The sequence below is a fragment of the Bacillus sp. JZ34 genome (genome assembly GCF_053903205.1).
Map to the genome: position 1 here is coordinate 1609763 of NZ_CP096403.1, position 19276 is coordinate 1629038.

22 protein-coding genes are annotated in these 19276 nt (G+C 46.5%); 21 read left to right on the top strand and 1 reads right to left on the bottom strand.

Annotation, left to right across the window (positions count from 1 at the left end):
- Positions 1-59: 59 nt before the first annotated feature.
- On the top strand, positions 60-731 hold the full coding sequence (gene deoC / locus M1D90_RS08175; protein WP_025811137.1) for a deoxyribose-phosphate aldolase: 672 nt from the start codon (positions 60-62) through the stop codon (positions 729-731).
- Between the two features lie 18 nt (positions 732-749).
- Here deoC and M1D90_RS08180 read toward each other — a convergent pair whose 3' ends face one another.
- Positions 750-1685, bottom strand: a complete 936-nt coding sequence (locus M1D90_RS08180) for a Na/Pi symporter (protein ID WP_020452253.1) — start codon at positions 1683-1685, stop codon at positions 750-752.
- A 185-nt stretch (positions 1686-1870) separates the two neighbouring features.
- On the opposite strand from M1D90_RS08180, the gene rpsU reads away from it, so the two are divergent.
- The 20 genes from rpsU to M1D90_RS08280 all read left to right on the top strand — a co-directional run bounded on the left by rpsU (position 1871) and on the right by M1D90_RS08280 (position 19246).
- On the top strand, positions 1871-2044 hold the full coding sequence (gene rpsU, locus M1D90_RS08185) for a 30S ribosomal protein S21 (protein ID WP_003183654.1): 174 nt from the start codon (positions 1871-1873) through the stop codon (positions 2042-2044).
- Positions 2045-2058: 14 nt separating this feature from the next.
- Positions 2059-2505, top strand: a complete 447-nt coding sequence (locus M1D90_RS08190) for a GatB/YqeY domain-containing protein (protein WP_023855244.1) — start codon at positions 2059-2061, stop codon at positions 2503-2505.
- 143 nt (positions 2506-2648) lie between these two features.
- Positions 2649-3968 (top strand): NfeD family protein, encoded by a 1320-nt coding sequence (locus M1D90_RS08195; RefSeq protein ID WP_020452250.1) that lies wholly within the window; start codon positions 2649-2651, stop codon positions 3966-3968.
- 23 nt (positions 3969-3991) lie between these two features.
- The gene (floA, locus tag M1D90_RS08200; RefSeq protein ID WP_020452249.1) at positions 3992-4984 is read left to right on the top strand and encodes a flotillin-like protein FloA; all 993 of its coding nucleotides are present in this window, start codon (positions 3992-3994) and stop codon (positions 4982-4984) included.
- A gap of 29 nt (positions 4985-5013) precedes the next feature.
- Positions 5014-5466 (top strand): hypothetical protein, encoded by a 453-nt coding sequence (locus tag M1D90_RS08205; protein ID WP_101561092.1) that lies wholly within the window; start codon positions 5014-5016, stop codon positions 5464-5466.
- A 55-nt stretch (positions 5467-5521) separates the two neighbouring features.
- On the top strand, positions 5522-5803 hold the full coding sequence (yqfC, locus tag M1D90_RS08210) for a sporulation protein YqfC (RefSeq protein WP_020452247.1): 282 nt from the start codon (positions 5522-5524) through the stop codon (positions 5801-5803).
- Between the two features lie 17 nt (positions 5804-5820).
- Complete coding sequence (gene yqfD / locus M1D90_RS08215; RefSeq protein WP_456283336.1) at positions 5821-7017, top strand: sporulation protein YqfD; 1197 nt, start codon at positions 5821-5823, stop codon at positions 7015-7017.
- The gene (locus tag M1D90_RS08220) at positions 7014-7973 is read left to right on the top strand and encodes a PhoH family protein (RefSeq protein WP_017474322.1); all 960 of its coding nucleotides are present in this window, start codon (positions 7014-7016) and stop codon (positions 7971-7973) included. The genes yqfD and M1D90_RS08220 overlap by 4 nt, the downstream gene beginning before the upstream one ends.
- Before the next feature lie 164 nt (positions 7974-8137).
- Positions 8138-10192, top strand: coding sequence for an HD family phosphohydrolase (locus tag M1D90_RS08225; RefSeq protein ID WP_228119640.1), 2055 nt, complete (start codon positions 8138-8140; stop codon positions 10190-10192).
- Positions 10189-10665 (top strand): rRNA maturation RNase YbeY, encoded by a 477-nt coding sequence (ybeY, locus tag M1D90_RS08230; RefSeq protein WP_020452244.1) that lies wholly within the window; start codon positions 10189-10191, stop codon positions 10663-10665. The genes M1D90_RS08225 and ybeY overlap by 4 nt, the downstream gene beginning before the upstream one ends.
- Positions 10643-11023, top strand: coding sequence for a diacylglycerol kinase family protein (locus M1D90_RS08235; protein WP_020452243.1), 381 nt, complete (start codon positions 10643-10645; stop codon positions 11021-11023). The genes ybeY and M1D90_RS08235 overlap by 23 nt, the downstream gene beginning before the upstream one ends.
- A gap of 132 nt (positions 11024-11155) precedes the next feature.
- Positions 11156-11566 (top strand): cytidine deaminase, encoded by a 411-nt coding sequence (locus M1D90_RS08240; protein ID WP_020452242.1) that lies wholly within the window; start codon positions 11156-11158, stop codon positions 11564-11566.
- Positions 11547-12452: a GTPase Era gene (gene era / locus M1D90_RS08245; protein WP_023855242.1), complete on the top strand. Its 906-nt coding sequence runs from the start codon at positions 11547-11549 to the stop codon at positions 12450-12452. The genes M1D90_RS08240 and era overlap by 20 nt, the downstream gene beginning before the upstream one ends.
- Positions 12453-12613: 161 nt before the next feature.
- Positions 12614-12757: a YqzL family protein gene (locus M1D90_RS08250; protein ID WP_003183626.1), complete on the top strand. Its 144-nt coding sequence runs from the start codon at positions 12614-12616 to the stop codon at positions 12755-12757.
- Between the two features lie 37 nt (positions 12758-12794).
- Entirely contained in the window at positions 12795-13565 is a 771-nt protein-coding gene (recO, locus tag M1D90_RS08255; RefSeq protein ID WP_020452240.1) for a DNA repair protein RecO, read from the top strand.
- Positions 13566-13896: 331 nt separating this feature from the next.
- The gene (gene glyQ / locus M1D90_RS08260; protein ID WP_020452239.1) at positions 13897-14784 is read left to right on the top strand and encodes a glycine--tRNA ligase subunit alpha; all 888 of its coding nucleotides are present in this window, start codon (positions 13897-13899) and stop codon (positions 14782-14784) included.
- A complete protein-coding gene (glyS, locus tag M1D90_RS08265) occupies positions 14777-16816 on the top strand; it encodes a glycine--tRNA ligase subunit beta (RefSeq protein ID WP_456283338.1) in 2040 nt (679 codons plus the stop codon). The genes glyQ and glyS overlap by 8 nt, the downstream gene beginning before the upstream one ends.
- A gap of 197 nt (positions 16817-17013) precedes the next feature.
- A complete protein-coding gene (locus M1D90_RS08270; protein ID WP_025804968.1) occupies positions 17014-17652 on the top strand; it encodes a helix-turn-helix transcriptional regulator in 639 nt (212 codons plus the stop codon).
- Positions 17653-17677: 25 nt separating this feature from the next.
- On the top strand, positions 17678-18490 hold the full coding sequence (locus tag M1D90_RS08275; protein WP_023855239.1) for a pyruvate, water dikinase regulatory protein: 813 nt from the start codon (positions 17678-17680) through the stop codon (positions 18488-18490).
- Between the two features lie 264 nt (positions 18491-18754).
- Positions 18755-19246: a YaiI/YqxD family protein gene (locus M1D90_RS08280; protein ID WP_023855238.1), complete on the top strand. Its 492-nt coding sequence runs from the start codon at positions 18755-18757 to the stop codon at positions 19244-19246.
- Positions 19247-19276: the final 30 nt, after the last annotated feature.

The window sequence follows — 19276 nt, forward strand, 5'->3', positions numbered from 1 at the left end:
TGTTCCGGCTTTTTTTGCGAATATCATAAAAGACAACCACTTGAAAAGGAGTCGTGACGATGACAAAACAAATTGCGCGAATGATCGATCACACGCTATTGAAGCCTGATGCTGTCACATCCGAAATCGAAGCGCTTTGCAAAGAAGCACGTGTATACGATTTTGCTTCCGTTTGCGTCAACCCTTGCTGGGTAAAGCTGTGCGCCGAGCTTCTTAAAGATTCAGAAGTGAAAGTGTGCACGGTTATCGGCTTTCCTTTAGGTGCGGCGTCTCCGGAAACAAAAGCCTTTGAAACCAGGCAGGCGATTGCAGACGGGGCCGGTGAAGTTGATATGGTGATCAACATCGGTGCATTAAAAGACCGCGATACCCGAACCGTGGAGCATGACATCAGAGCGGTGACAGACGCGGCAGACGGCAAAGCTCTCGTAAAAGTCATCATAGAGACCTCACTGTTGACGGATGAAGAAAAAAGGCACGCTTGTGAACTGGCCGTAAAAGCCGGCGCCGACTTTGTCAAAACATCGAGCGGTTTTTCCGGCGGCGGTGCGACAGTTCAGGATATAAAACTGATGCGGGAAGCTGTCGGACCTGTTATCGGCGTTAAAGCATCAGGGGGCGTCCGCGATAAGGAAAGCGCCCTTGCCATGGTTGAAGCCGGAGCGACGAGAATCGGAGCAAGCGCAGGCGTGTCGATTGTCAAAGGCTTAACAGCGGATGAAGACTACTAATCAACAAAAACCAGGCGTTTACCGGGCCTGGTTTTTGTTTGGAATGAGAAACATGATCAGCGAATGAAACAGATTTGAGAGCGGCAGAAACAATAGGGATGTGACGACGTTGAAGAGCAGGCTGAAATGGGCAATCTGCTGAGCGGGGCTTTCAGACAGTCCGGAGATAAAGCCTGTTATTGATGAGAGCAGGGGGTATACAGCTGCTACACCGATGACATTAAACAGCACATGGGCATAAGCCGTTTGCCTGGCCGCAGCTCCGCCTTTGAAGGACGCCATCACGGCTGTGATGCATGTCCCGATATTGGAGCCGAGAACAACGCTCATCGCTTCGGTCAAACCGACGACACCTTGATCCATAAAGCTCATCAGGATGCCGACACACGCCGAACTGGAATGAATCATCGCGGTCAACACCGTGCCGATGATTAAGGCGTAAAGCGGTGAATTTTCAGCAAGCTGCACAATATAAGCGCCCGAGTCTAGCTGTGACAACGGCACGGCAAGCCGGCTAAAGCCGCTGATACAGAAAAAAATAACACCCAAGCCGATCATGCTTACGCCCACTTGCCGAAAAGGGGATTTTCCGGCCATGAAAAGAACCGCACCTGCGGCAAAGAGGGCAAAAATCAAAAATTCCAGCTTCACCGCCAAAAATTCCGTTGTGAAGGTGGACCCGATGTTTGTTCCCAAAATGAGCGGAATCGAACGTTTAAATGAAAGGGCGCCTACCGAGACAAAGCCAATGACGATCACCATAAATGCCGAGCTGCTTTGCAAAACCCCCGTAAATACAATGCTGACCAAAAAGGCTTTCACCGGATGATCCGTGAAAAACAGCAGCCGCTTTTCGATTTTTTCAAATGTCAGTGAAATCAAGCCTTTTCTCAGCATGCTCATGCCTTTGAGAAAAAGAACGATCAATAATATGAATAAGATCAAGATTATCATCAGTTTTTCGAACAGCCTCCTTTATAAATATATACAGACAAGCTGCCGAAATCATGACTGAACAATAAAACGATTCTCCTTGGTTGACCTTACCGGAGGCTTATATTATAATGTCAAAGTACATGTTTATATGTATGTCTTTTTTTAAAGCAGTCGATTGGTGTATTCGGAGGGAGGGAAAGAGAATGTCAAAAACGGTCGTTAGAAAAAACGAATCGCTTGAAGATGCTCTTCGTCGCTTCAAACGCAGTGTATCAAAGACAGGTACTTTGCAGGAAGCAAGAAAGCGTGAATTTTATGAAAAACCTAGCGTAAGACGCAAGAAAAAGTCTGAAGCTGCAAGAAAGCGCAAATACTAAAAGAGGGTGGATTTATGAGTCTTCTTGAGCGGCTGAATCAAGATATGAAGCTCTATATGAAAAACCGTGAGAAAGACAAACTGACTGTCATTCGCATGGTCAAAGCTTCGCTTCAAAACGAAGCAATCAAGCTTAAGAAAGACAGGCTGACCGATGATGAAGAACTGACTGTTCTTTCTCGTGAATTAAAACAGCGTAAAGACTCCCTCCATGAATTTTCAAACGCTAATCGTTCAGATTTAGTAGATAAAGTTCAAAAAGAGTTAGACATTCTGGAAGCTTATATGCCTGAACAGCTGACGGAAGAAGAGCTGCTCGGCATCGTCAATGAGACGATCGCCGAAGTCGGCGCCTCTTCAAAAGCGGATATGGGCAAAGTGATGAGCGCTATCATGCCGAAAGTCAAAGGCAAGGCGGACGGCGGTCTCGTCAATAAGCTTGTCAGCAAACAACTGTCTTAAGAAAAAGACGCCTTTAAGCAATTAAAGGCGTCTTTTTTTGTGCGTGTTCATACAATAGAAAAGTAGTAGAAAGATGAAACCTTTGCTACATTTATAACGTATGTAATGTTAATGATAATAGGGGAAGGAGGTCTCAGACATCGTTGCTGCTGAAAAAATTTAGAATTTTTGTTGCTCTGGCCAGCGGTTTTGTTTTATTCTTATTACTAGGCGTTCATTTGACCGTGAAAGCGGATGGAGATACAGTGTATGTCATTCCGATCGAAGAAACGGTTGAAAAAGGGCTTTCAAAATTTCTTGAGCGTTCTTTTCAAGAAGCGGAAGATATGAATGCCAAACATATCATACTCGATATCAATACCCCCGGCGGAGCGGTCGATGCAGTCCTTGACATGGCTGATACGATACATAACTCCGACATTCCGGTGACCGCTTATGTGAATAGAAGGGCTCTGTCCGCAGGCGCTTACCTCGCCTTGAATGCAGACGATATTTATATGGCGCCCGGCGGGAAAATGGGAGCTGCCGCGATCATTGACACGCAGGGAAATGCCGCTGATAAAAAGTCGGAATCTCTGTGGCTCGCTGAAATGGAAGACGCAGCCAAAAAAAACGGACGTGATCCGAAATACGCTCTCGCGATGGCCGATGCGGATGTCGATGCTAAAGAAGTTGGGGCGCCGAAGGGCGAGCTGCTCACATTAAGCCCTGACAAAGCGCTGGAAGTCGGCTATTCCGAAGGCACAGTTTCGAGCCTTGATGATCTTTTGAAAAAGCTGAACTTGAAGGATGCCAAAATCGAGCGTTCCGAGGTGAGCTTCGCCGAAAAGGTGGCCCGGTTCATCACGCATCCGGTCGTGATTCCGATTCTCCTTTCAATCGGAAGTCTCGGGCTGATTGTCGAGCTTTATTCGCCTGGTTTTGGGATCCCCGGCTTTATGGGACTCTCCGCGCTGCTGCTCTTTTTCTACGGTCATCTCGTCGCCGGGCTTGCCGGAATGGAAACGATCCTTCTGTTTGCAGCAGGCATTATTTTAATTATTTTAGAGATTTTTTTGCCGGGCGGAATAGCAGGGATTGCCGGCCTGATCGCGATTGTTGCGAGCCTCTTTTTAGCATCGGGAAGCTTTAAGGTCATGGCCGTATCCATTTTGATTGCAACTGCTGTTTCTATAGCGGCATCCATTCTATTAACAAGGGTGTTGGGGAAGCGTATGAAATTTTTTAAAAAATTGATCTTAACTGACTCGACAAGCACGGAAAGCGGATATGTGTCAAATGAAAGCCGGCGCGATTTAATTGGTAAAACCGGCGTCACGTTTACACCGCTCAGACCGTCCGGAACGGTCATCATCGGCGATGAACGGCTTGATGTCGTATCTGAAGGCTCGTTCACCGCGAAGGACAAGAAAGTGAAAGTGGTTAAAGTGGAAGGCTCACGCATTGTTGTGAGAGAATTATAAATTATATTATTAGGAGGAATATTATGGATCCGTCAACACTGTTTCTTTTGCTTATTATAGCAGCCGGAATCATCTTACTAGCTGTCTTCTTTACATTCGTCCCGGTCATGCTGTGGATCTCGGCTTTGGCCGCTGGTGTTAAAATCAGCATTTTCACACTGATCGGAATGAGGCTCCGCCGCGTCATTCCAAACCGCGTGGTGAACCCGCTGATCAAAGCGCATAAAGCGGGACTTGATGTTACTATCAATCAGCTTGAAAGCCACTATCTTGCAGGGGGTAATGTTGACCGGGTTGTCAACGCGCTTATCGCTGCCCAGCGTGCAAACATTGAACTCACATTCGCCAGATGTGCGGCCATCGATTTAGCGGGCCGTGACGTGCTTGAAGCCGTTCAAATGAGCGTTAATCCGAAAGTCATCGAAACGCCGTTTATTGCCGGTGTAGCAATGGATGGTATCGAGGTGAAAGCAAAAGCGAGAATCACGGTTCGCGCAAACATCGACCGCCTTGTCGGGGGAGCGGGAGAAGAAACAATCATTGCCCGTGTCGGCGAAGGGATCGTTTCGACAATAGGTTCCTCCGATAATCATAAAAAAGTGCTTGAGAACCCGGATATGATTTCACAAACCGTCTTGAGCAAAGGATTGGATTCAGGCACAGCGTTTGAAATTCTATCGATCGATATCGCTGACGTTGACATCGGCAAAAACATCGGAGCGATTCTGCAGACCGACCAGGCTGAAGCCGATAAAAACATCGCCCAGGCGAAAGCAGAAGAACGCCGCGCCATGGCGGTTGCGCAAGAACAGGAAATGCGCGCCCGCGTCGAAGAAATGCGTGCTAAAGTCGTCGAGGCAGAAGCCGAAGTGCCGCTTGCGATGTCTGAAGCTCTCCGCAGCGGAAAGATCGGAGTCATGGACTACCTCAATATGAAAAACATCGACGCCGACACAGACATGCGCGATTCTTTCGGAAAGATGACGAAAGACCAAAATGAAGAGGATCATAAATAAACAAGCCCCTGTAAAAAGGAGGGAGCTCATTGCTTGATATCCTGTTCGACAATCCGATTATCATGGCGGCCATCATCGCAGCCATCTCCTTCATATTCAACAAGCTCGGAAAAAATGATGAAAATGAAGAAACCAAGCGAAAACCGGTGCCTGAACGGCCGAAAACGCAGACGACGCCGAAGCAGACGGCACAGCGCCAGCCGGCAGAAAACAAACAACAACGGCCTGCAGCAGCAGCGGCTGCTGCAAAAAGCGAAGATATGGCCGCAGAACTCCGCAGAATACAAGCGGATGCCGAGCGGTCCATGCCGGCCGTTGAACGGGCCATTAAAAAGCAGAGCAGCCGGGTGATCAACCGGAAACAAGAGCTGCTCGATATGAATAAAAACACGATTGTCCAAGGCGTTGTACTCAGCGAAGTATTCGGCCCTCCGCGGTCGAGAAAGCCGCATTATACAATGAGGCACCGGCCTAAAATTTAAGTATTAGAACCCCCATATCACTCATACATATGAGATGAAAGGGGGTTCTTTTTTTATGGCGCAAAGAAAAAACCGCATCAAAGCGTGGCTGACAAGAACATTGGAAATTCCCCCTGATGTCATGATGGATCTTCCGAGGATCACGATGATAGGAAGACTTCACATATATATTGAAAACCACAGAGGGCTTTTGCTTTTCAGCGATACGGAAGTAAGGCTGATGCTCAAACAGGGGCAGTGCATCATTCAAGGCAAAAACTTTGTCATCAAAACGATTTTGCCTGAGGAAATTCTGCTTGAAGGCACGATTGAGCTCGTACGCTATATCGATTCATAAGTCGGGGGGAAAGAATCGTGAAGAATAAATGGCTTTCTTTTTTTTCAGGAAAGATCCAGCTTGAGATAACGGGAAAGGGGATCGAGCGATTATTAAATGAATGCACCAGGCGCAGCATCCCGATGTTTAATGTTAAGAAAAAGAAAGACGCTGTCTTTCTTTATATTCCGCTTTCTGATGTACATGCCTTCCGGAGGGTCATAAGGGATTTTGACTGCAAGTGCCGCTTCGTCAGACGAAAAGGTTTCCCTTTCCTTGTGCAGAAGTCTAAACGGAATAGCGGCTTCACTATTGGAATTGCTGCTTTTTTTATCATCATGTTTTTATTGTCCAACATGCTTTGGAAAATTGACATAACAGGAGCCAATCCGGAGACAGAACATCAAATCAGACAGCACTTGAATCAAATCGGCGTCAAAAAAGGGCGCCTTCAGTTTACGATGCTGACCCCGGAAAAAATTCAGCACGCGCTTACAAAGCGCGTCGAAAACATCACCTGGGTGGGCATTGAATTAAACGGCACGGCCCTTCACATGAAAGTGGTTGAAAAAAATGAACCTGACAAAGAAAAATATATTGGTCCGAGGCACATCGTCGCCAAAAAAGGGGCGACCATCTCGAAAATGTTCGTGGAAAAAGGCGAGCCGCTCGTCACCGTGAATCAGCACGTTGAAAAAGGGCAAATGCTTGTTTCCGGACTGATCGGGAGCGAAGAGGAAAAGCAAAAAGTCGGAGCCAAAGGGAAAATCTACGGTGAAACCTGGTACAAGTCAAAGGTAACGGTTCCTCTTGAGACATCATTTGACGTTTTTACGGGTAAAGTAAGGACAAGTCACAAGCTATCCTTCGGTTCTTTTTCTGTGCCTGTCTGGGGCTTTTCTTTTAAAAAAGAAGAGTTCTCGCGTCCGAAGACAGAAACCGAAAAACACTCGCTGCATTTTATGAATTTTACGCTTCCTGTCGCATATGAAAAGGAACATACGAGAGAGAGCGAACAAATCAAAAGGGTGTACTCGAAAAAAGAAGCGGTCCTTGAAGGGATCGAAATGGGAAAAAGAGACATCAGGAAAAAAATCGGGAGCGACGGGAACATTATTAGTGAAAAAGTTTTGCACGAAACGAGTGAGAATGGTAAAGTTAAATTGATCATCCTTTACCAGGTTATTGAAGACATTGTTCAAACAACACCAATTGTTCAGGAGACTAAAGAATGACAGAACACTTACTTGCGATTCATCAGCAACTGGAAAGTCCGAACGAGGCTCAAGCGCTGTTTGGGAACCAGGATTCCCATTTGAAGTTAATGGAGGAAGAGCTGAACATTTCGATTGTCACGCGCGGTGAAACCGTCTATGTGACCGGAGACGAAGAAACGTTTGAAATCGTGGACAGCCTGCTTGCATCCCTCTTGAATCTCATCCGCAAAGGAATCGAGATATCAGAACGCGATGTCTTGTATGCGATCAAGATGGCGAAAAAGCAGAAGCTTGAGTTTTTTGAAAGCATGTATGAAGAGGAAATTACGAAAAACGCCAAAGGAAAACCGATCAGAGTCAAAACCATCGGTCAAAGAGAATATATCGCCGCCATGAAAAGGCACGACTTAATCTTCGGCATCGGCCCTGCAGGAACGGGGAAAACCTATTTGGCTGTCGTAAAGGCCGTTCATGAACTGAAAAACGGACGCATCAAAAAAATCATTTTGACAAGACCAGCTGTTGAAGCAGGGGAAAGCCTCGGGTTTTTGCCGGGGGATTTAAAGGAGAAAGTCGACCCATATTTAAGACCGCTATATGACGCGCTCCATGACGTGCTCGGAACGGACCATACGGCACGGCTGCTTGAAAGAGGAACGATCGAAATCGCGCCGCTTGCTTACATGAGGGGGCGGACGCTCGACGACGCATTTGTGATTTTGGATGAAGCGCAGAATACGACACCGGCACAAATGAAAATGTTTTTGACGAGATTGGGTTTTGGTTCTAAAATGGTCATTACAGGCGACATTACGCAAATCGATTTGCCGAAGGGCGTCACATCGGGGCTTGCTGTTGCAAAAAAGATGCTCCTTGATATCGAAGGCATTTCAATTGTTGAACTGGATCAGACGGACGTGGTCAGACACCCGCTTGTCGCCCGTATTATTGAAGCATACGAAAAGTCAAAATAATTCCGAATGGCCCGATCGCCCGTTATCGGGTCATTTTTTAGTTTCCCGCGGGAAAAGAGGTGCTTTTGTTGAAAAAGAAAAAAAGAGACGGAAAGTTTCGGCCCATCCGCTTGGAAAACGGCCGCTTCCTCCCCGTCATTCTTTATGCGGCTTTATCCGCGCTAATGTTCATCCTGCTGTTTTTCCATGTGAGGCCCGAGTCCCTCGACCTCGATTTATTTTCGATCAGCGAGAATACGATCTATGCGCCGGCAACAGTCGAAGATCAAAAGGCAACGGCTAATAAAAAGCAGGAAGCGAGAGAGGAAGTTCCCGACCAGTACACCTTGAAAAAAGAGTACTCTGACAACAGGGTCGACCTTGTCTCATCAATTTTCGACATCATTAAAGAAGTGAAAAAAGAAAGCGCAGAACAAGAGAAAAAAGACAAGCAGGCCCCATCTGAAAAAGACCAGATCAAATCTGTCGAAGAAAAGCTGACTTCAGATGTGACGGACTCGCTGTCGCAGGATTCAATCAAACACCTGCTGAAGGCCAGCGACGGAGAGCTTTCCATGACACAGGATTCGGTCATCACCGCCGTCAATGACGTGATGAGCAAAGAAATCCGCGCCGGCAAGCTTGATGAAGCGAAAGAGCATGTAACGAAAGAGCTGAAGGGTAATTCAATACCTTCAAAATTAAAAAACGCCGCCGATGAAATCGGACGCTTTGCAATCATTCCCAACTATGTATACGATCCTGACAAGACGGAGCAGAAGCGTCAGGAAGCGGCTGACAGCGTGCAGCAGGTGCAGATCAAGCAGGGGCAGATACTTGTTGAGGAAAATCAGCTGATCGACAGGGAAGTCTATCGAAAGCTTGAACTGACAGGACTCTTAAGCGGAGCCAACATCTTCAAGCCTGTCGGCGGACTGCTGCTTTTAATCGCGCTTTTCATCTCAGCTTTGGTTTACTATTTCGAAAGGCAGTACAGCAGCCGGATTCCGAAAAATAAGTCGCTCATGCTGTTTTCATTGATTACAGCGATCGTTTTAATCGTCATGGAAGTGATCAGCCTGTTTCAGCAGCTTGAAATCGGCCATATCGGCTATCTCGTACCGATTGCGATGGGCGTGATGCTCATTAAACTGCTGATCAATGAAAGGCTGGCGATCCTGTCAAGCATGATCCTTTCCATTTGCGGAAGCATGATGTTTAACCAGGGTGTGACAGGCACGTTTAACTATGGAATCGGAACGTATTTCTTGATCAGCTCGATGGCGGGTATACTGTTTTTAGGGAAGCATAATGCGAGGGCGAAAATCCTCCAGGCCGGTTTGTTTGTCTCCCTGATCAACATCGTCGTCCTGTTTACCCTGCAGCTGATTCAAAACACGGCGCAAACCGGACTTGAGATGGGGACATACCTTGTCATGGGAGCGGTGTCCGGCATCGGATCGTCAGTTCTTGTTCTCGGGCTCATGCCGTTTTTTGAAAGCGGCTTTGGGATTCTGTCCACGATGAAGCTTCTCGAGCTTTCAAACCCGAATCATCCGCTGCTCCGCAAAATTCTGACGGAAACACCCGGCACATACCATCACAGCGTTATGGTCGCGAACTTATCGGAGGCGGCATGTGAAGCTGTCGGAGCAAACGGGCTTTTGGCAAGAGTCGGAGCCTATTACCATGATATCGGCAAGACAAAGCGGCCCCAATACTTTATAGAAAACCAAATGAATATTGATAATCCGCATGACAAGCTTTCTCCGCAGCTGAGCAAAAACATCATCATTGCCCATGCGACAGACGGCGCCGATATGCTGAGGGATCATAAAATGCCGAAGGAGCTTGTCGACATCGCCGAACAGCATCACGGCACATCGCTGCTCAAGTTTTTTTACTATAAGGCGAAAGAAAAAGGCGATCAGACGACTGAAGAAGAGTTCCGCTATCCTGGCCCTAAGCCCCAGACAAAAGAGGCGGCGATCATCTCGGTGGCCGACAGTGTCGAAGCAGCCGTCCGCTCAATGCATAACCCGAATCCCGAAAGGATTGAAAAGCTGGTGCGCGGGATCATATCAGATAAGCTGCAGGACGGGCAGTTTGACGAATGCGATTTGACTTTAAAAGAGCTCAATATTATTGCAAAGACGCTCTGCGAAACGCTGAAAGGCATTTTTCATTCCCGGATCGAATATCCGGAAGCTAATCCTAAACAGAAGGTGAAACACACATGAGTTTAATTCTAGATATCACAGACGAGACCGGACGGGTCCCTGAAGACCAGCTTGCTGAAATTGAGAAAATTCTTCAATTCGCAGCGGCAGAGGAAGGCGTCGCAGACGGCGCCGAAGTTTCGGTTACGATCGTCAACAATGAAGAGATCCAAAAAATCAACAAAGAGTACAGAGGCAAAGATTATCCGACTGATGTCATTTCATTTGCCCTTGAAGAAGACGGCGAAGGAGAGATTGAAATTATCGGCGCTGACATGCCGCCCGTTCTCGGAGATATCATCATCAGCGCTGATAAAGCACGGGAACAGGCCGAAGAATACGGGCATTCACTGATGAGGGAGCTGGGTTTTCTGACGGTTCACGGCTTCTTGCACCTCCTCGGCTATGACCATATGACAGAAGAAGAGGAAAAAGAGATGTTCACTAAGCAAAAGGACATTTTGAATCGATATGGGCTCTCAAGATCCTCATAAACAAAATGAATGGCGCCGTCTGAAATGGAGTTTTTCAAACGCCTTAACAGGAATAGTCAAGACGTTCATGTCGGAGCGCAATTTTAGAATTCATTCCGGGGCCGCCATCCTTGTGATCGTCTGCGGCTTTTTCTTCAGGCTGACTCTGATCGAATGGTCCATCATCTTGATCCTGATCGGCGGAATGCTTGCCTTGGAGCTGATGAATACGGCTGTGGAGCATACGATCGATCTTTTCACAAAAGAGAACCACCCGCTTGCAAAGGCGGCAAAGGACGCGGCGGCCGGGGCGGTTTGCGTGTTTGCGGCCGTTTCGTGTATGATTGGGTTACTCATCTTTTTGTCAAAATTGTTTTGATGCCGTGCCTTTCATTGTGCGCAATTCTTACAAAAATTTTACATTTGTGATTTGGGCGTGAAAAAGAAGCCATTTTTATGTAAAATAAAAGTGTTAGCGGTACCATAACCGCTATAGGAAGGAATACACACATTGACTAAACAAGAATTGATTGCAGAAGCTTTAAAAGCAAGGGAATTTGCATATGTTCCGTATTCGAAATTCAAAGTCGGCGCTGCCCTTTTGACTGAGGACGGCAAGGTGTACAAAGGCTGCAACATTGAAAATGCTGCATACAGCCTGTGCAACTGCGCCGAGCGGACAGCGTTGTTCAAGGCTTACTCGGAAGGGGAAAAATCGTTTAAGATGCTTGCCGTCGCAGCGGATACGCCGGGTCCGGTGTCGCCGTGCGGAGCGTGCAGACAGGTGATTTCTGAACTTTGTTCACCAAACATGCCTGTCATCTTAACCAATCTGAATGGCCAAATCAAAGAAATGACGGTTCAAGAATTACTGCCAGGAGCATTTTCATCGGAGGACTTACATGACACAGGAAAGCTTTAAATCAGGATTTGTCTCCATTATCGGACGACCAAACGTAGGAAAATCTACATTTTTGAATCGCGTGATCGGCCAAAAAATCGCCATCATGAGCGACAAACCGCAAACAACAAGAAACAAAGTGCAAGGTGTGCTGACAACCGATACATCCCAGACGATTTTTATCGATACGCCGGGCATTCATAAACCGAAGCATAAATTGGGCGATTTTATGATGAAGGTGGCGCAGAACACTTTAAAGGAAGTCGACTTGATCTTGTTTATGATCAATGCGGAGGAAGGCTACGGAAAAGGCGACGAATTTATCATCGAGCGCTTAAAAGGAGTCAAGACGCCGGTATTTTTGATCGTCAACAAAATCGACCGGATTCATCCGGATGAGCTTCTTGTGCTGATCGATGAGTACAGAACCAGGTATCCGTTTCAGGAAATCGTTCCGATCTCCGCCCTTGAGGGAAATAATATCGATACGCTTTTAAAGCAAATTGAAGATTATTTGCCGGAAGGTCCGCAGTTTTACCCGAGTGACCAGGTGACCGATCATCCGGAGCGATTTATCATTTCTGAGCTGATTCGGGAAAAAGTGCTGCATCTGACAAGGGAAGAGATCCCTCACAGCATTGCGGTCTCGATCGAGTCCATTCAAGAACGGGAAAACGGTTCTGTGTATGTGAGCGCGACCATCGTCGTCGAACGCGATTCACAAAAAGGGATCGTCATCGGAAAAAGAGGCAGCCTGCTTAAAGAAATCGGCAAGCGGGCAAGAACTGATATCGAGGCGCTGCTCGGATCATCGGTGTTTTTAGAGCTGTGGGTTAAAGTGCAGAAAGACTGGCGCAACAAGATGTCTCAGCTTCGTGATTTTGGATTTAGAGAAGACGAGTATTAACGGACAGAGCTTGACCGCGGTTTAGTCGTGACAAAATCTCTCGAAATCAAAGATATATTAGAAAAAATTGTTTAACATGAAATGGAGGATACAAGGTCAAGATAATCTTAAGAATTTGGATGTTTAAAAAGCTAGTTATAAACAGAAAGGTGGGGCTTTTTATGTTGAATTTTACTTGGAATGTATTTTCACAAACAGGAAGCGTAGACACGTACCTCCTTTTTAAAGAATTGGAAAAGGAGAACCTGGAAAGACCCGAAGTACTTGAAGAAGAGCTAGCGCAAATTGACTTTCCAATTTTGTGATCATGCTTGACCCCTCCAATTTTTGGATGGTGCACATATGCTGACGAAATGTGAAGGTATCGTCCTTCGTACAAACGACTATGGTGAAACAAATAAAATCATTACGCTGTTGACGAGAGAACACGGGAAAATCGGTGTGCTGGCAAGGGGCGCCAAAAAGCCGAACAGCCGCTTGTCAGCGATTTCCCAGCCGTTCCTTTATGCTTCTTTTTTATTCCGCAAATCATCCGGTCTCGGCACATTGGAGCAGGGCGAGATGATCGAAAGCATGAGGCATATACGCGAGGATCTGTTTTTAACAGCATACGCGGCCTACATCACTGAATTAATCGACAAGGGAACGGAGGAAAAGAAACCGAATCCGTTTTTATTTGAGCTGCTTCTTCAGTCGATGAGGAGGCTCGATGACGGTACAGATCCCGACATTATCGCCAACCTTATCGAAGTTAAAATGCTCAGCGTGATGGGGCTGTATCCGGAGCTGGATGAATGTGTACATTGCAAAAGCAAAGACGGCACATTTCATTTTTCGATCCGCGACAACGGCTTTATCTGCCACCGCTGTTTTGCGAAAGATCCATACAGGATACCGCTGTCTCCCGCATCCGCCAGGCTGTTGAGGCTGTTTTTTTATTTTGACTTGTCAAGGCTCGGCAATGTCTCGGTCAAACAGGAGACGAAGGATGAGCTGAAAAGGGTCATACAGACGTACTATGACGAGTACTCAGGGATCTACCTGAAATCGCGGCGCTTCATGGAACAAATGGACAATATGAAAAAGATGCTGGGCGATGAAAACAAAAGTTGACAACCTCTTCATCTTTTTATAAGATCATGTCATGAAGATTGGATTCAATAATGACGTTGCGTTGACGGAAAGAAGTAATTGCGCACGGCCTCATTGAAGCGACTCCGGGGCGGTGAAAGCCGGGGATGAGAGCGTAATGAAAGGCATTCCCTGAGCAACTTTTAAAAAAGAGGCTGAGACATTTCCTCTCAGCAATTAGGGTGGAACCGCGGGAGAACTCTCGTCCCTATGTTTGTGGGCAAACAAGCATAGGGACGGGAGTTTTTTTCTGCCCAAACCAGCCCTATGCCAAAAATTAAACTTGAAAACACGTTTTATGGAGGTGCTTCATTTGAATATTCAAGAAATGATTTTGACCCTGCAAAAGCACTGGTCCAATGAAGGATGCGTACTTTTGCAGTCGTATGATGTAGAGAAGGGTGCAGGAACGATGAGTCCATATACATTTTTGCGGAGCCTTGGACCTGAACCTTGGAAAGTCGCTTATGTGGAGCCGTCAAGACGCCCTGCGGACGGAAGATACGGGGACAACCCGAACAGGCTTTATCAGCACCATCAATTCCAGGTGATCATTAAGCCGTCTCCCGACAATATTCAAGAGCTTTATTTAGATTCATTAAAAGCTCTTGGAATCGACCCTCTGGAGCATGATATCCGTTTTGTCGAGGATAACTGGGAAAATCCGTCGCTCGGCTGCGCCGGGCTTGGCTGGGAAGTGTGGCTTGACGGCATGGAAATCACCCAGTTTACCTATTTTCAGCAGGTCGGCGGGCTTGAGTGTAAACCGGTTTCTGTGGAAATCACATACGGTATTGAACGCCTTGCTTCTTATATTCAAGACAAAGAAAACGTCTTTGACCTCGAATGGACGAAAGGCTATACGATAAAAGACCTGTTCAAGATGGCTGAATACGAGCATTCCGTCTATACGTTCGAGACATCTGACGTCGACATGCTGTTCGAATTGTTTGCCACGTACGAAAAAGAAGCGAACCGTCAGATGGATCAGGGACTTGTCCATCCTGCTTATGATTATGTACTGAAATGTTCGCATACGTTCAACTTGCTTGACGCAAAAGGAGCGATTTCCGTCACGGAGCGCACAGGATATATTGCAAGGGTGAGAAATCTGGCCAGAAAAGTGGCAAAAACGTATTATGATGAACGCGAAAAGTTGGGTTTCCCAATGCTGAAGGAGGAAGAGGCTTCACATGAGTAATCAAGATTTGCTTTTAGAAATCGGATTAGAAGAAATGCCGGCGCGCTTCATGCATGACAGCATGACTCAGCTTGGTGAAAAACTGGAAAGCTGGCTCAAGGAAAAAAATATTGCCTTCGGTTCCGTCAAGCTCTATAACTCCCCTAGAAGACTGGCCGTTCTTGTCGAGAACGTGGCGGAGAAGCAGGACGATGTGACAGAAGAAGCGAAAGGACCGGCAAAGAAAATCGCCCTTGACGAAAACGGCGAATGGACAAAGGCGGCCATCGGCTTTTCACGGGGGCAAGGAGCAAGTCCGGAAGATTTGTATTTTAAAGACATCAAAGGAACGGAATATGTTTTTGTGCAAAAATTCCAAAAAGGTCAGGATACGTTTTCATTACTTCCTGAGCTCGGCGACTTGGTGACAAGCCTCCACTTTCCAAAAAACATGCGCTGGGGCAGCGAAGATTTGAAATACATCAGGCCGATTAAATGGATCGTCGCGCTGTTCGGCAGTGAAGTCGTTCCGTTTTCAGTCGCTCATGTCGAAACCGGCCGCACAACACAGGGACACCGCTTCCTCGGAAAAGCAGCCAGCTTGAGCGCACCTTCTGAATACGAAGCGGCACTGGAAAGCCAGTTTGTGATTGCCGATCCGGACAAACGGAAGCAGCTGATCGTTAAGCAGCTTGACGAACTGGCGGCTGAAAAGTCCTGGGACATTCCGAGAGACGAGGATCTGCTGGATGAGGTTACCCATCTGGTTGAATATCCAACGGTTCTGTTCGGTTCTTACGAAAAGGAATTTCTCGCAATTCCTGAAGAGGTGCTCGTGACAACGATGAAAGAGCATCAGCGCTATTTCCCTGTCAAAGATAAAAACGGCGATTTGCTTCCTTACTTTGTGACCGTCCGCAACGGAGACAGCCGCGCCCTTGAAAACGTGGCGAGAGGGAACGAAAAAGTACTGAGAGCAAGGCTTTCAGACGCCGCCTTCTTCTATAATGAAGATCAAAAATTAAATATTGACGAGAATGTGAAAAAACTCGAAAAGATCGTTTTCCACGAAGAACTGGGATCGCTTGGAGACAAAGTAAGACGCACTGAGGCGGTTGCTGAAAGAATCGCTGAAATCATCGGTGCGGATCAAGAGACGGTGCAGCTGATCAAGCGCGCTTCGCACATTTCAAAATTCGACCTTGTGACACACATGGTTTACGAATTTCCTGAGCTGCAGGGCATCATGGGTGAAAAATATGCGCGGATGCTCGGGGAGAAAGAAGAAGTGGCGCTCGCTGTCAATGAGCATTATATGCCGAGACAAGCCGGAGGGGAAACACCTTCATCAATCGTCGGCGCCGTCGTCGCATTAGCGGATAAACTTGATACGGTCGCTTCATTCTTTAAAATCGGCGTTATTCCGACAGGATCTCAGGATCCGTATGGACTAAGAAGACAGGCGAGCGGCATCGTCCAAATCCTGCTTGACCGGAACTGGGGCATTTCATTCAAAGAACTGGCTGCGTTTGCCGGACAGGAAGCAAACAGCGAACTGCTCGAATTCTTTAAACAGCGCCTCAAATACGTATTAACAGCGGAAAACATCCGCTACGATGTGGTGGATGCCGTGCTCGAAAGCTCGAACCTTGAGCCGTATTCGGCTGTCAAAAAAGCCGCTGTTCTTGAATCGGCTGCAGCAAAACCGGAATTTAAAGAAACGGCTGAAGCGCTGGCAAGGGTTATTTCGATCAGCAAAAAGAGCGAAACGAACGCCATTGATGCGTCACTGTTTGAAAACCCTCAAGAAGAGGAGCTTTTCAAAGCTTATGAGGCGTGCAGACAGCAATTAGAGACCCTTTACCAAGCAAAAGATTATGAGGGAGCCTTCAGTGAGCTGTCCAAGCTAAAAGAGCCGATCGAAGCTTATTTTGATCACACGATGGTCCATGCCGAAGATGAAAGATTAAAAGCGAACCGCCTGGCGCAAATGGCAAGCCTGGCGGAGCTGATCCGATCTTTTGCAAACATCAATGCCATCATTGTAAAATAAACACCGCAGAAGACGGTTGCTGACAAGCTGGCAATCGTCTTTTTGCTCAAATTGATTTTTCACATCCTTGTCAAATTGTGCCTGTCTTTTTCATAGAATTCAATTGTAATTGCTGTTATTTTAGTCTTCATATGCGTTATAATATGTTATCGACTTTTATACATAACGAACGAATTGTGAGCTTCGGCTTAAAGGTGGTGAGTACGATCGAACTAAATAAACGTCAGGAGCATATTTTGCAGATTGTCAAAGAGAACGGACCGATTACCGGAGAACATATCGCGGAAAAGCTGAATCTGACAAGGGCTACGCTTCGTCCGGACTTGGCGATATTGACGATGTCAGGATTTTTGGAAGCAAGGCCGCGGGTCGGTTATTTCTACACGGGAAAGACGGGCACGCAGCTCTTGGCTGATAAGCTGAAAAAGCTGCAGGTGAAAGACTTCCAGTCCATTCCGGTGGTCATTCATGAAAATGTCTCCGTTTATGATGCGATTTGCACGATGTTTTTAGAGGACGTAGGAACGCTTTTTGTCGTTGATGATAATGCCATCTTAGTCGGTGTACTTTCACGAAAAGACTTGCTCAGAGCCAGCATCGGCAAACAGGAGCTCCCTTCAATACCCGTCCATATCATTATGACGAGAATGCCGAACATTACGCTTTGCAGGCGCGACGATTTCATTTTGGACATTGCCAAGATGCTTATCGAAAAACAAATTGACGCACTGCCTGTTGTAAAAGATACAGAAAAAGGCTATGAAGTTGTGGGAAGAATTACGAAAACGAACATGACAAAAATTTTAGTCGGCTTATCTGAAAATGAAATCATGTAGAGTGAACTTCAAATGGAGGGATATCATGAGTAATCGGACGATTTATGTTGTATCAGACTCTGTCGGCGAGACCGCTGAGCTCGTAGTCAAGGCGGCTATCAGCCAGTTTAACGGTTCATCCGAGCAGACAAACATCAGGCGGATTCCTTATGTCGAAGACCGCGGAACAATAAAAGAAGTGATCTCGCTGGCAGAAGCGGACGGAGGCATCATCTGTTTTACGCTTGTTGTCCCGGAGATTCGTGATTTTTTAATCGCCGAAGCGGAAAAGGCGAATGTCGTGTATTACGATATCATCGGCCCGCTGATTGAGAAAATGGAGACGGTCTACGGCTTCAGCGCGAAATACGAGCCGGGCAGAGTCCGGCAGCTGGACGAAGATTATTTTAAGAAGGTAGAGGCCATCGAATTTGCCGTAAAATATGACGACGGCAGAGACCCAAGGGGCATCTTAAAAGCGGATATCGTGCTGATCGGCGTGTCGAGAACGTCCAAAACTCCGTTATCCCAATACTTGGCGCACAAACGGTTAAAAGTGGCAAACGTTCCGATCGTTCCTGAGGTGGATCCTCCCGAAGAGCTCTTTACCGTTGATCCGGCTAAATGCATCGGGTTAAAAATCAGCCCGGATAAGCTGAACCATATTCGCAAGGAGCGCCTGAAATCGCTCGGCCTCAACGACAAAGCGATTTACGCTAATATCAACCGCATCAAAGAAGAGCTGGAGTTCTTTGAAAAGATCGTCGGCCGCATCGGCTGCAATGTCGTAGACGTATCAAATAAAGCGGTAGAGGAAACGGCCAACATTATTCACAACATGATGACAAAAAGGGTCTAAGAATAAAACTCAGGACACCCCATCCTGGGTTTTTGCTTTGATGGTTTTGGGAAAAGTGAAAATGTTAGCATCTTTAACCCATTTGTATTATAATAAAAAATTGTGATAAAATAATTAACTTTTAGGTTTAAGCTTAGTACAGAACGAATAAACTATTATGGGTATCGTGTCAAGAATTTCCCGAAAAAAACTTTCGACAAATTCTTATAGATCGATTATTTTTGAAACCTGTGTGATTTTGCCTGTATTTATAGCAGGAGATTGATGGAGGGATGGAGAATTAGTCTTCTTGAAAAAGAAAGGACGATTTTTGTCGATGCAGACGCATGCCCGGTGAAAGATGAAGTGCTCAAAACAGCGGCGGATTTCGACGTAAAGGTCATATTCGTGGCTTCATTCGAGCATTTTCAAGTCACAAGGAAAGAAGAAGAGAATTGGACATATGTCGATCCGCATAAAGAAGCAGCCGATCTGTACATTGCCAACCATGTTCGACCAGGTGATGTCGTCGTCACACAAGATATCGGGCTGGCATCACTTTTGCTTGGCAAAAAGGTCTATGTGATGTCGGAGAGAGGCTATCTTTTCGAAGAGGACTCCATCGATCATGCTCTTTTCCGCCGTCACGTCGCACAAAAATTGAGAAGAAGCGGACGTTACACGAAAGGCCCGAAAAAACTGGTCAAGGAAGACCGAGAGCGATTTGTCAAAGAGCTGCAAAAAATCTTGTCGAAAATTGAAGGATTTACGTACTAAGCAGCGAATTATGTACGACGGAGTGTTGGA